8 protein-coding genes are annotated in these 13,353 nt (G+C 62.2%); 3 read left to right on the top strand and 5 right to left on the bottom strand.

Annotation, left to right across the window (positions count from 1 at the left end):
* The first annotated feature begins 67 nt into the window (after window positions 1–67).
* Together tssI and BLR63_RS20280 are read left to right on the top strand one after the other, a co-directional pair.
* The gene (gene tssI / locus BLR63_RS20285) at window positions 68–2,107 is read left to right on the top strand and encodes a type VI secretion system tip protein TssI/VgrG (protein WP_010563254.1); all 2,040 of its coding nucleotides are present in this window, start codon (window positions 68–70) and stop codon (window positions 2,105–2,107) included.
* Window positions 2,107–2,832 carry a DUF4123 domain-containing protein gene (locus BLR63_RS20280; RefSeq protein WP_010563255.1) on the top strand — a complete coding sequence of 242 codons (726 nt, stop codon included), beginning with the start codon at window positions 2,107–2,109 and terminating at the stop codon, window positions 2,830–2,832. Before tssI ends, BLR63_RS20280 begins: the two co-directional genes overlap by 1 nt.
* On the opposite strand, the gene BLR63_RS20275 is transcribed toward BLR63_RS20280, so the two are convergent.
* Entirely contained in the window at window positions 2,818–4,095 is a 1,278-nt protein-coding gene (locus tag BLR63_RS20275; protein WP_010563256.1) for an O-acetylhomoserine aminocarboxypropyltransferase/cysteine synthase family protein, read from the bottom strand. The genes BLR63_RS20280 and BLR63_RS20275 overlap by 15 nt on opposite strands.
* A gap of 175 nt (window positions 4,096–4,270) precedes the next feature.
* On the opposite strand from BLR63_RS20275, the gene BLR63_RS20270 reads away from it, so the two are divergent.
* Window positions 4,271–5,107, top strand: a complete 837-nt coding sequence (locus BLR63_RS20270) for a 23S rRNA (adenine(2030)-N(6))-methyltransferase RlmJ (RefSeq protein ID WP_010563257.1) — start codon at window positions 4,271–4,273, stop codon at window positions 5,105–5,107.
* Between the two features lie 65 nt (window positions 5,108–5,172).
* Here BLR63_RS20270 and msrA read toward each other — a convergent pair whose 3' ends face one another.
* The 4 genes from msrA to aceE all read right to left on the bottom strand — a co-directional run bounded on the left by msrA (window position 5,173) and on the right by aceE (window position 13,209).
* Complete coding sequence (gene msrA / locus BLR63_RS20265; protein ID WP_010563258.1) at window positions 5,173–5,820, bottom strand: peptide-methionine (S)-S-oxide reductase MsrA; 648 nt, start codon at window positions 5,818–5,820, stop codon at window positions 5,173–5,175.
* A gap of 74 nt (window positions 5,821–5,894) precedes the next feature.
* Entirely contained in the window at window positions 5,895–8,582 is a 2,688-nt protein-coding gene (locus tag BLR63_RS20260; RefSeq protein WP_010563259.1) for a putative bifunctional diguanylate cyclase/phosphodiesterase, read from the bottom strand.
* A gap of 317 nt (window positions 8,583–8,899) precedes the next feature.
* Complete coding sequence (gene aceF, locus BLR63_RS20255) at window positions 8,900–10,552, bottom strand: dihydrolipoyllysine-residue acetyltransferase (RefSeq protein WP_010563260.1); 1,653 nt, start codon at window positions 10,550–10,552, stop codon at window positions 8,900–8,902.
* A gap of 11 nt (window positions 10,553–10,563) precedes the next feature.
* A complete protein-coding gene (gene aceE, locus BLR63_RS20250) occupies window positions 10,564–13,209 on the bottom strand; it encodes a pyruvate dehydrogenase (acetyl-transferring), homodimeric type (protein WP_010563261.1) in 2,646 nt (881 codons plus the stop codon).
* Between the last annotated feature and the right edge of the window lie 144 nt (window positions 13,210–13,353).

Here is a 13,353-nt window from a genome sequence, read left to right as displayed (position 1 = left end):
GGCCCGCTCTAGAGCGTGGAGCCATGGTGCAAAATCCGCCGCCTACCCCTCTGCAGAGAAACACCGGATGTTCGCTCCTGCCAATCAAAGTGCCTTTACCCTGACCCTCGATGGGGTGCCCAGTGACTTCAAGGTGTTCGAGTTCCACGGCACCGACGCCATCAGTCAGCCCTATTGTTTCAACCTGGAGTTGGTCAGCGAGCGGCCTGATCTGGACCTGGAACGGGTGCTCAATCGCCAGGCGTATCTGAGTTTCGACGATCGCGGCCATGGTGTGCATGGCCTGGTCTATAGCGTGGCGCAGGGCGATTCCGGGCGGCGACTCACCCGTTATCGGCTCAGCCTGGTGCCGCAGTTGGCGTATTTGCGGCACAGCCATCACCAGCGCATTTTCCAGCACAAGACGGTGCCGCAGATCGTGGCGCAGGTATTGGCGGGGCACGGTATTCAGAGTGACCAATTCGAGTTCCGCCTGAGCGGTACTTACCCTGAACGGGAGTATTGCGTGCAGTTCGGCGAGACCGATCTGGCGTTCATCGAGCGGCTGTGCGCCGAGTTGGGCATTCACTATCACTTCCAGCATTCGTCCGAAGGCCATCTGCTGGTATTCGGCGATGACCAGACGGTGTTCGCCCAGGCTGATCGGCCCACACCCTATGAGGCCGGCTCCGGAATGGTGGCGGACACGCCGACGATCAAGCGCTTTGCCGTGCAGCTGGTGACGCGGACCACTGCAGTGAACCTGCGCGATTACGATTGGCGCAAACCGCACATCGAGATGGAAAGCGCAGTCCGCGTCGAACGGCTTCCCAGGCTTGAAGAACAGGTTTATCCCGGCCACTTCAGCGACCGGACCCACGGCAAATACCTTGCCCAGCGCGGGTTGGAGCGTCAGCGCAGTGATTATCGACTGGCTCATGGCAATGGTGACGAGCCGGCGTTGAGCAGTGGCCGCTTCCTCAAACTGACCGGCCATCCGCGCCAAGGATGGAATGACCTGTGGCTGGTCCGCCAAGTCACCCACGAGGGCCGGCAACCCCAGGTGCTGGAGGAAGTCGTCACCGAGGTCGTCGGTGGGGATTTTTGTCAGGGCTATCGCAATGAATTTGTCGCCGCGCCGTGGGATGCGATCTTTCGCCCGCCGTTGCCTGCGCTGCCGCGCCCGACCCTTTCGGGCTATCAGAGCGCAGTGGTCACGGGCCCTGTCGACAGTGAAATTCATTGCGACGAATACGGTCGGGTCAAGGTGCAACTGGCCTGGGATCGAGCTGGGGATCACACCGACCATTCCAGTTGCTGGCTGCGGGTCGCCAGTGGCTGGGCCCATGATCGCTATGGCGCGGTGCTGATCCCGCGAGTCGGCATGGAAGTGCTGGTGGGCTTCGTCAATGGCGACATGGACATGCCGGTGGTGATGGGCTGCCTGGCCAACGCGGCCACCCCGGTGCCCCTCGACCTGCCGGCGGACAAGACCCGCAGCATCTTTCGCAGCCAGAGCAGCCCCGGCGGCGGTGGCTACAACGAACTGCGCATCGAAGACCGCAAGGGCGCCGAAGAAATCTATCTGCGTGCCCAGCGCGACTGGACCCAGCATGTATTGCACGACCAGCAGGTGCAGGTGGACAACCGGCGCCAGGTCAAGGTGGGCGGCGAGTCGCACCATGAGGTACAGGGCGAGGAGCAGCGCATCACCCATGGCAATCGCCTGATCGAACTCAAGCAGGACGATCACCTCATGGTCGGCGGCTCGCAGCAGATGCGCGCCGGGCGCACCATTCAGATCGGCGCGGGACAAAGCGTGGTCATCGATGCGGGCGCGAGCGTGACGATCCAGGCCGGCGGGCAGTCGATCACGCTGTCATCGGGTGGGATTTTCAGCAGTGTGCCGATCCAGCTTGGCGGGGCGACCGCGCCGACAGCCGCGCCGTTGATCCCGGGTTGGAAGGCGCAATTGCTCGCGGTGATTCCCGCACCGTTGAGCCGTGCGCAGGTGGCCAGCCTGAAACGCAGTGCGCCGTTTTGCGAAGAGTGCGAGCGCTGCAAGAACGGCCAGTGCGATGCCAGCGGTCAATCCCACCTTGCCCACCTTCAAAGGAGTCCAGCCTGATGCATTCACCCATGACGCCTGGCGCCTGGCTCGCCCAACATCCTCTGTTTGCCAATGAACGGATCTATGCCGTGCTGGGCAATGCCAGCGAGGCCAAGCCCTATGCCGCCTGGCAAGCCATGGCCGCCGGGGAACCGCCGCAATCCATCTGGGCAGCCACGGCCTACGCCGAGTGGGATGAGGTGATGCCTTACGTTGCCCTGGTTGAGCCGGGCAGTGCTTTCCTCGATTGGATCACCACCACTGCCGCAACGGACTGGGGCTGGCTAGCGGTGTCGTCCAGCCCGTTGGAAACCGTGATAGAGCACTTGAAGGGGCTGACCAAGGTCTATCTGCCCGATGACCGGGAGGTGTTCTTACGTTTCTGGGACGGCGCGCAGTTTTTGCCGATCGTGCAACACCTGGGCGATGAAATGGGCACGGTATTGCCGGTGTTCCAGCGGTATCTGGTCAATGGCCAGCCGCTGGCGGGGGCGACGGGCCCGGTCACGGCGGCCAAACCCAGTCCGTGGTGGCGAGTGCCTGCCCCTTTGCTGGAGCACCTCGCCGCGCAATCGCCGCAAACCCTGATCGATAACCTGCTGCAATGGCTCGAAGAGCAGCGTCCGGAGCTGTTCGCGGCCTTTACGCCGGCGACCTTGCGGCACAAGGTCGCCTACTTTGCGCGTCGATCGCAGGTCAGCCATCAGGCGCTGGCCGACCACCTGGCTTCAGCGTTGGCTTGAGCCCAGCGCCTGTTGCAAGTCGTCGATCAGGTCTTCAATGGCCTCGATACCCACCGACAGGCGGATCATCTCTGGTTTCACGCCGGCCTTGGCCTGCTCCTGTTCGTTCATCTGCCGGTGGGTGGTGGACGCCGGATGGCAAGCGAGGGATTTGGCGTCGCCGATATTCACCAGGCGCTTGAAGATTTGCAGGGCGTCGTAGAAGCGCACGCCGGCTTCGTAGCCGCCTTTGAGGCCGAACGACAGGATCGCCGACGGTTTGCCCTGCATGTATTTCTGCGCCAGCGCATGGTGCGGGTGATCCGGCAACCCGGCGTAGCTGACCCATTCCACCTCGGCATGGCCTTGCAGGAATTGTGCGATTTTCAGCGCATTTTCAGTGTGACGTTCCATGCGCAAGGCCAGGGTTTCCAGGCCTTGCAGCAGCAGAAAGGCGTTCATCGGCGCGAGCGCTGCCCCGGTGTTGCGTAGCGGCACCGTACGGGCGCGGGCGATGAAGGCGGCGGGGCCGAACTTTTCGGTGTAGACCACGCCGTGGTAAGCCGGCTCGGGCTGGTTGAGGCCGGGGAATTTTTCCGGGTATTGGGTCCAGGGGAAGGTGCCGCTGTCGACGATCACACCGCCCAGGGAGTTGCCATGGCCACCGACGTATTTGGTGATCGAGTGCACCACGATGTCGGCGCCGAACTGGATCGGCTTGCACAGGATCGGCGTGGCCACGGTGTTGTCCACCATCAGCGGTACGCCACGGGCGTGGGCGACGTTGGCCAGGGCTTCGATGTCGATGATATTGCCGGCGGGGTTGCCGATGCTTTCGCAGTACACCAGCTTGGTGTTCTCATCGATCAGTTCGGCGATGGCCTCGGCGCTGTCGTCGCGGGCGAAGCGCACATCCACGCCGAAGCTGGGCAGCAGGTGGGCGAACAGGGTGTAGGTGCCGCCATAGAGTTGCGGGGTGGTGACGATGTTGTCACCGGCACGGGTCAGGGTCTGGATCGCATAGTGAATCGCGGCACTGCCGGCGGACACGACCAGCGCGGCGATGCCGCCTTCGAGGGCGGCGAGGCGCTGCTCCAGCACGTCGTTGGTCGGGTTCATGATCCGCGTGTAGATATTGCCGGGCACGTCCAGGTTGAACAGATCGGCGCCGTGTTGGGCGTTATCGAATTCGAAGGCGACGTTCTGGTAGATCGGCACGGCCACGGCCTTGGTGGTCGGGTCCGACTTGAAGCCGTGGTGCAGCGCGATAGTGGCGTCTTTCATGGTGGTTATTGACCTCCTTGGATGAAATGCCCGCCACAATAAATCCACGCCAGCGTCGCCACTTAGATTTTTTTCGACCTGGCGCGTGTTTTTTCGATATAAACACCGCCCGGCATGCGGCCCTGCACCTTTGCGCCCGTAGAAGGTAAACTTCGCCGCCTGCGCAGGAGCAACCATGAATTATCGTCACGCCTTTCACGCCGGCAACCATGCCGATGTCTTCAAACACCTGACCTTGACCCGCCTCATCGCCCTGATGTCGCGCAAGGAGCAGCCGTTCGCCTACCTCGACACCCACGCCGGGATCGGTCTGTACGACCTGCAGGGCGACCAGGCCAACCGCACCGGTGAATACCTGGAAGGCATCGCGCGCCTGTGGGGCGAAACCGACCTGCCGCCCCTGACCGCCGATTACATGCGGGTGCTGCACGAGATGAACCCGGATGGCCAGTTGCGCTACTACCCCGGTTCGCCGGAATTGGCACGGCGCCTCACGCGCCCCCAGGATCGCGTGTTGCTCAATGAAAAACACCCGGAAGACGGCCTGCTGCTCAAGGACAACATGAAGGGCGATCGTCGGGTCAAGGTGCACCTGGGCGAAGGCTGGCATGTGCCGCGCGCCTTGCTGCCAGTGCCGGAAAAACGTGCGCTGATGCTGATCGACCCGCCGTTCGAGAAACTCGATGAAATGCAGCGCTGCGCCGCGTCGCTCAAGGAAGCGGTGGGGCGTATGCGCCAGACCGTGGCGGCCATCTGGTACCCGGTCAAAGACCAGCGCATGCTGCGTCGCTTCTACCAGGACCTGGCCGGTACCGGTGCGCCGAAGCTGTTGCGCGTGGAATTGCTGGTGCATCCGCTGGATACGCCGGACACCCTGACCGGCTCGGGCCTGGCGATCGCCAACCCGCCGTGGGGCCTGGAAGAAGAATTGCGTGAGTTGCTGCCGTGGCTGTCCAAGAAGCTGGGCCAGACCCAGGGCGGCTGGCAGATGGATTGGCTTATCGCCGAGTAACCCGCTGTGGTTATGGCTATGGCAAGCCCGCTCGCCACAGCGGGCTTGCTTGTTTCAGTCAAGCATCAGATCGTGCAGGTCACGCCAGTGCCGCGGATCCCGCAGTAGCCCTGGGGATTCTTCGCCAGGTACTGCTGGTGATACGCCTCGGCGAAGTACACCGTCGGCGCTTCGTCGATTTCCGTGGTAATCGTCCCCAGGCCGGCCTTGGTCAGTTCGGCCTGATAGGCCTGTGCACTGGCCTTGGCCGCCGCCAATTGCTCCGGCGTGGTGGCGTAGATCACCGAGCGGTACTGGCTGCCGATGTCGTTGCCCTGGCGCATACCCTGGGTCGGGTCGTGCAGTTCCCAGAACATCTTCAGCAGGTCTTCGTATTTGACCTTGGCCTGGTCGTATACCACCAGCACCACTTCACTGTGGCCAGTCAGGCCCGAGCAGACTTCTTCGTAGGTCGGGTTCGGTGTGTAGCCGCCGGCATAGCCGACCACGGTGCTGACCACGCCATCGCGCTGCCAGAATCTGCGTTCGGCGCCCCAGAAGCAGCCCAGGCCGAAGATCGCGAAACCAACGTCGTCGAGGAACGGGCCCAGCAGCGGGTTGCCGTTGACGAAGTGCGTCTCTGGCAGCGTCATCGGGGTTTCGCGGCCAGGCAAAGCTTGTTCTTGAGTAGGGAGCACGTTTTTGTTCACCAGAATTTCCGAGCGCAAGACCATGAGCAGTCCTCTCAGTCAGATTGAGTTATCGGTAAGGAGTCAGACAGCCAGTGTGCCCGAGTGTTACAGCGCTGTCAGGCGATTGGCCCACGAGGATAGCGTCTGAGCTTCTCCATCAGCTCCGAGCCGGGGATCGGCCGATCGAACAGGTAGCCCTGGCCCACGTCGCAACGATGCCGGCGCAGGAACGCCAGCTGCTCGGCGGTTTCAATGCCTTCGGCCACCACTTTGAGCTTGAGGTTGTGGGCCATGGCGATTACTGCCGAGGTGATTTCCATGTCGTCCTGGTTGTCCGGGATTTCATGAATGAAGCTGCGATCGATCTTAATGATGTCGATGGGGAATTTTTTCAAATAGCTCAGCGACGAGTAGCCGGTGCCGAAGTCATCCATGGCCAGGGTCAGGCCCAGGCTTTTCAACTGGTCGAGTTGCAGGCGGGTGTCCTCGGTGGCTTCCAGCAGCAGGCCCTCGGTCAACTCCAGTTCGAGCAGGTCGGCCGGTAGCCCTTCTTCCGCGAGGATCGTGGCGATCGACGCCACCAGGTCCGGGTCGGAGAACTGCTTGGGCGACAGGTTGATCGCCACCTGCAGGTTGCCCATGCCGGCGGCGCTCAGTTGCTTGCTCATGCGGCAGGACTGGCGCGCGACCCACTTGCCGATCGGGATGATCAGCCCGGTCTCTTCGGCCACGCTGATGAACTGATCGGGACGGATCATGCCTTTTTCCGGGTGGTTCCAGCGCAGCAGCGCCTCCATGCCCAGCAGGCGCCCGCTACGCAGGCACAGCTTGGGCTGGTAGAACACGTCCAGCTCGTTCTGGGTCAGGGCGCGGCGCAGGTTGTTTTCCACGAACAGCTTGTAACTGGCTTCGGCGTTCAGCGCTTCGGTAAACACCTGCACCTGGTGTTTGCCGTTGGCCTTGGCCTTGTGCAATGCGAGGCCGGCGTTACGCATCAGGGTTTGCGGGTCGCGGCCATGCAGCGGCGCACAGGCCAGGCCCACGGAGCCGGTCACGCTGATCAGTTGGTTGTCGACGAACATCGGCTTGTCGAGGGTCGCCAGCAACTGGCTGGCAACCTGCTGGCCGCTTTCCTGGTCGGTGTCGTCGAGCAGCACGGCGAATTCATTACTGGCAAAGCGCGCCAGGCTGCCGCCGGCACTCAGGCTGTTGCGCAAGCGGCGGGCCAGGCTGATCAGCAGCTTGTCGCCGGTCTGGTGGCCGAGGCTGTCGTTGATCCGCTTGAAGTTGTCGATGTCCACCAGCAGCAGGCTGATCGGGGTGTTGCTGTCGCGGGCAAAGCGTTCGTCGAGGTTGCGGATGAACGCCGGGCGATTGCCCAGGTTGGTCAGGTTGTCGGTATAGGCCAGGCGCTCGATGCGCTGCTGGGCCAGCTTGGTCTGGGTGATGTCTTCGTAGATGCCGATGTAGTGGGTCAGCTCACGGTTATCGCCATACACCTTGGAGATCGACAACTGGCCCCAGTAGGGTTCCAGGTTTTTGCGGCGGCTCTTGAATTCGCCCTGCCAACTGTTGCTCTTGGCCAGGCTCGATGGCGCGTCGAACAGCAGCTCGCTGAGATTCTCCAGCGCCGGCAGATGGGCCAGACGGTGGCCGTGCACTTCTTCGGCGCTGTACTGGGTGATCGCGGTGAAGCTGGGGTTGACGTACTCCACCACGCCGTCGCAGTTGACCAGCAGAAAGGCGTTGGCGCTTTGTTCCACTGCCCGTTGGAACAGGTGCAGGGCGCTGGTGGCGGTACGGCGGTTGTGGTTGTTGATCACTTGCGCGAACTGGTCGGCCAGCTCGCCGGCGAAGGCGATTTCATCGGCCTGCCAGGCGCGCACGCTGCCACCCTGTTCCAGGCACAGTACGCCGACTACTTGACCATCGATGCGGATACTGGCGTCGAGCATTGCATAGATGTTCTTGGCACGCAGGCTGTCGGCCATTTCCCGGGTGCGCGGGTCGCGCATGGCGTTGGTGGCGTCGATCGCGCGGCTGGTTTGCAGGGCTTCCAGGTAATCGGGGAAGCCACTGGCGTCGATCGGTTCCGGCAAATGGTGCCGTTGGTCGGCGCGGTTGTAGGCCGAGATCGGCACCAGGCGCTGTTCTTCGAGGTTCCAGATGCTGGCGCAGTCGATCTGATAGATATCGCACGCGCTGCGGGTGATCAGCTCGGCGGCTTCCTGCAGGGAATTATTGGTGGTGTAGCGCTGGCGAGCCAATAGCAGGATCAGCTCCTGCTGGGCGCGGACCCGTTCCAGATGCTGCAGTTGCACTTGCTGGGCGTGCTGGTTGAGCTCCAGAGCAATCTGCAGGCGGGTGTTCTGGCTTTCCAGATCCGCCGTGGGGGCGGGTATTTCGTTGAACAGGCCGTCGACCACCATCAGGTAGCCGCGCAACAGGTGGCGATTGTGTTGTTTGTAGGCTTCGCCCATTTCCAGCACGCTCAGCGGGCCGTCGCTGGTGTGCAGGGTGTAGCGCACCAGGTAATGAGCACTCTGGGTCAGCTGTTGCTGGATGGTGTCGTGCAGTTGATAGCGTGCCCGGGGCTCCATCAGGCTGGCGTAGGGCGTGCCGATCAAGGCGCACAGCTCCACCGCCGGCAGGCCGAATTGGCGCTCGCAGTTCGGGTCCAGGTAGAGCAGGGCCCAGCTTGCCTCATTAAGCCGCTCGAAACGCAGCATACCGAGGCGCGAAGGCACCGGTAACTGCGTCACTACCTCGGCCGCCAAACGAGCGACATCGGGTTGGCTTTTCATGGGGGAAACTCACTTGAAATGTCGCGCACGGCGCCGGGCTTACGCCCTCTTTTTTGCTGCCTACGGCAAGGTTGCATCATGCGGCGCGGGCTGACAAGAGAGGATGAAGGCTAAGTGCTATAACCGTGTTATCGGCTGCGCGAGGGCTTTCTTCAATTGGGGTGACGGAAGGTGTACAAACCTGTTCGGCGTGTCTAATTTTCGACCCTGAACCCAGGCAAAAAAAGCCCCGCCAAATGGCGGGGTTGAGGTACGAGCGTGGCGCTCGGAAATCGGTGTAACCGGGCCTCTCCGTGGAAGGGGAGGCCCACGAGCGCTTACAGCAGAATGGTGCGGATGTCGTTCAGCAGTTGGCTCAGGCGCTGGGTGAAGCGTGCAGCAGCGGCGCCGTTGATCACACGGTGATCGTAGGACAACGACAGCGGCAGCATCAGCTTCGGCTGGAACGCTTTACCGTCCCATACCGGCTGGATGGTCGCCTTGGACACGCCCAGGATCGCCACTTCCGGCGCGTTGACGATTGGCGTGAAGCCAGTGCCGCCAATGTGGCCGAGGCTGGAGATGGTGAAGCACGCGCCCTGCATGTCGTCGGCGGTGAGCTTCTTGTCGCGGGCCTTGGCAGCCAGCGCCGCAGCTTCGGCAGCCAGTTGCAGCAGGCTCTTCTGGTCGACGTTCTTGATGACCGGTACCAGCAGGCCATCCGGGGTGTCGACCGCAAAGCCGATGTGCACGTATTTCTTGCGAATGAGCGCCTTGCCGCTTGGCGCCAGCGAACTGTTGAAGTCCGGCAGCTCCTTGAGCAGGTGCGCACACGCCTTGAGCAGCAGTGGCAGTACGGTCAGCTTCACGCCGGCCTTCTCGGCCACGGCTTTCTGCGCAACGCGGAAAGCTTCCAGGTCGGTGATGTCGGCCTGGTCGAACTGAGTCACGTGCGGGATGTTCAGCCAGCTGCGGTGCAGGCTCGACGCGCCGATTTGCATCAGGCGGGTCATCGGCACTTCTTCGGTTTCGCCGAAGCGGCTGAAGTCCACGACCGGGATCGGCGGAATGCCCGCGCCACCGGTAGCATTGCCGGCAGCCGGAGCTTCCTTGGCTTTGTTCATCACGGATTTGACGTAAGCCTGCACGTCTTCCTTGAGCACGCGACCGTGTGGGCCGCTGGCCGATACGGCACTCAGCTCGACGCCGAACTCACGGGCCAATTGACGCACGGCAGGGCCGGCGTGAACCTTGGCACCGCTTGGCGCCGGTGCAGCAGCGGCAGCGGCCGGTGCGGCCTCGGCTGGGGCGGACGGTGCAGGTGTCGCCGCGGCGGCCGGAGCCGCTTCAGCCTTGGCCGCCGGAGCAGCAGCGGCCGGAGCCGGTGCGGCGGCAGGCGCTGCGCCTTGGACTTTCAGCTTGAGGATGAAGTCGCCAGTGCCGACTTCGTCTTCCAGCTTGACCGCGATGCTTTCCACCACGCCGGCAGCCGGCGATGGGATCTCCATGGAGGCCTTGTCGGACTCCAGGGTGATCAGCGACTGGTCGGCTTCGACGGTGTCGCCGACCTTGACCAGCAGCTCGATGATCTTGGCCTTGCCCGACGAACCGATGTCCGGGACATAAATGTCCTGGACGCTGGCGGCGGCCGGTGCAGCGGCCGGGGCGGCAGGCGCCTCGGCAGCGGCAGCGGGTTTTTCAGCCGGTGCGGGTGCGGCAGCGGCAGCAGGTGCCGCCGCAGGGGCTGCATCAGCGGCGCCTCCGATTTCCAGCTCCAGCAGTTCGTCGCCTTCTTTCAGGCGATCGCCCAGCTTCACTTTCAGGCTCTTGACCACGCCGGCCTTGGGAGCAGGGATTTCCATGCTCGCCTTGTCCGATTCCAGGGTCAGGATGCTCTGGTCGGCTTCGACGGTGTCGCCGACCTTCACAAACAGCTCGATTACTTCACCTTCACCGCTGCCGATGTCAGGTACGCGAATGAGTTCGCTCACAAAAAGTCTCCTCAGCAGTCCAGTGGGTTGCGTTTTTCCGGGTTGATCCCGAACTTGACGATGGCATCGGCCACCACCTTGGGTTCGATCTCACCACGGTCAGCCAAGGCTTCCAGGGCTGCCAACACCACGAAGTGACGGTCGACTTCGAAGAAGTGACGCAGCTTCTTGCGGCTGTCACTGCGCCCGAAACCGTCGGTGCCCAGGACTTTGAATTCCTTGGACGGGACCCACTGGCGAATCTGTTCAGCAAACAGCTTCATGTAGTCGGTGGATGCGATGACCGGACCCTTACGGCCAGCCAGGCATTCTTCGACGTAGCTCAGGGCAGGCTTCTGGCCTGGGTGCAGGCGGTTGTTGCGTTCTACGGCCAGGCCGTCGCGGCGCAGTTCGTTGAAGCTGGTGACGCTCCACACGTCGGCGCCGACGTTGAACTCTTCACGCAGGATCTTCGCCGCTTCACGCACTTCGCGCAGGATGGTGCCGGAGCCCATCAGTTGCACGTGGTGCGCCGCTTCCCTGGTGTCTTCTTCGAGCAGGTACATGCCCTTGATGATGCCTTCCTCGACACCGGCCGGCATGGCAGGTTGCTGGTAGGACTCGTTCATCACGGTGATGTAGTAGAAAACGTCCTGCTGGTCCTGGGTCATCTTCTTCATGCCGTCCTGGATGATCACCGCCAGCTCGTAGCCGTAGGTTGGATCAAAGGTGCGGCAGTTCGGAATGGTGCCCGCCAGGATGTGGCTGTGACCGTCTTCGTGTTGCAGGCCTTCGCCGTTCAGCGTGGTGCGGCCGGCGGTGCCGCCGATCAGGAAGCCACGGGTACGGCTGTCGCCTGCTGCCCAAGCCAGGTCGCCGATACGCTGGAAGCCGAACATCGAGTAGAAGATGTAGAACGGCAGCATTGGCTGGTTGTGGCTGGAGTACGAGGTACCGGCAGCGATGAAGGAGCTCATGGCGCCCGCTTCGTTGATGCCTTCTTCGAGGATCTGGCCCTTCTTGTCTTCCTTGTAGAACATCACCTGGTCTTTATCGACTGGCTCGTAGAGCTGGCCGACGGAGGAGTAGATGCCCAACTGGCGGAACATGCCTTCCATACCGAAGGTACGGGCTTCGTCCGGGATGATCGGCACGATGCGCGAACCGACTTCCTTGTCCTTGACCAGCTGCGCGAGGATGCGCACGAAGGCCATGGTGGTGGAGATTTCACGGTCGCCCGAGCCGTCGAGGATAGCCTTGAGGGTATCCAGTGCCGGCGTCGGGATGTTGAAGCTCTTGGCGCGGCGCTGTGGCACGAAACCGCCCAGTGCGGCACGACGCTCGCTCAGGTAGCGGGCTTCGGCGCTGTTCGGCTCCGGCTTGAAGAACGGCAGGTTCTCCAGCTCTTCGTCCTTGACCGGGATGTCGAAGCGATCGCGGAACGACTTCAGGCTGTCGACATCGACTTTCTTGGTGTTGTGCGCGGTGTTCTTCGCTTCGCCGGCACCGGTGCCATAACCCTTGATGGTCTTGGCCAGGATGACAGTCGGTTGTTCTTTGTGGTTGACCGCTTCGTGGTACGCCGCATAGACCTTGTACGGGTCGTGGCCGCCACGGTTGAGTTTCCAGATTTCGTCGTCGGACAGGTCGGCAACCATTGCCTTGAGTTCAGGCGAGTTGAAGAAGTGTTCGCGAACGAAGGCGCCGTCTTTGGCTTTGTAGTTCTGGTACTCGCCGTCGATGACTTCGTCCATGCGACGTTGCAGGATACCGTCGACGTCCTTGGCCAGCAGTGGGTCCCAGAAACGGCCCCAGATGACTTTGGTCACGTTCCACTGAGCACCGCGGAACACGCCTTCGAGTTCCTGGATGATCTTGCCGTTGCCGCGAACCGGGCCGTCGAGGCGCTGCAGGTTGCAGTTGATGACGAAGATCAGGTTGTCCAGCTTCTCGCGGCCGGCCAGGGAGATGGCGCCCAGGGATTCCGGCTCGTCGCACTCGCCGTCGCCCAGGAAGCACCAGACTTTCTGCTTGCCTTCGGGGATGAAACCGCGGGCTTCCAGGTACTTCATGAAACGCGCCTGGTAGATCGCCTGGATCGGGCCCAGACCCATGGATACGGTCGGGAACTGCCAGAATTCAGGCATCAGCCAAGGGTGCGGGTAGGACGACAGGCCCTGGCCGTCGACTTCCTGGCGGAAGTTGTTCATCTGCTCTTCGCTGATCCGACCTTCCATGAATGCACGGGCGTAGACGCCTGGCGAGGTGTGACCCTGGAAGTAGATCAGGTCGCCGCCGTGTTCGTCGGTCGGGGCCTGGAAGAAGTAGTTGAAGCCGATGTCATACAGGGTTGCGCTGGAAGCGAAGCTGGAGATATGACCGCCCAGGTCAGAATCTTTCAAGTTCGTGCGCATTACCATCGCCATGGCGTTCCAACGTACCAGCGAGCGAATGCGGCGTTCCATGAACAGGTCGCCAGGCATGCGTGCTTCGTGGGTAACGGGGATGGTGTTGCGGTATGGCGTGGTGATGGCGTAGGGCAGTTGCGAGCCGCTGCGGGTCGCGAGTTCGCCCATACGGGTCATCAGATAGTGAGCACGGTCTTCGCCTTCTTTGTCGAGAACCGATTCCAGGGCGTCCAGCCATTCCTGGGTTTCGACGGGATCGAGGTCTTGCATGGCTTGCTCCAGGGCGGAAAGGCTACCAGAATCGGTTGCCTGAAGTTTGCGACTGGCCTTGTGGGCAGACGACATAAATTCTTGGGTGGCCGAAGGTTGCTTCGGCGTCCTGTAGTTTTACTACAAATCGTCGGCCATTTCAGC

This window comes from Pseudomonas extremaustralis (genome assembly GCF_900102035.1).
GTDB lineage: Bacteria > Pseudomonadota > Gammaproteobacteria > Pseudomonadales > Pseudomonadaceae > Aquipseudomonas > Aquipseudomonas extremaustralis.
This window is presented reverse-complemented; position numbering and strand designations above follow the sequence as displayed.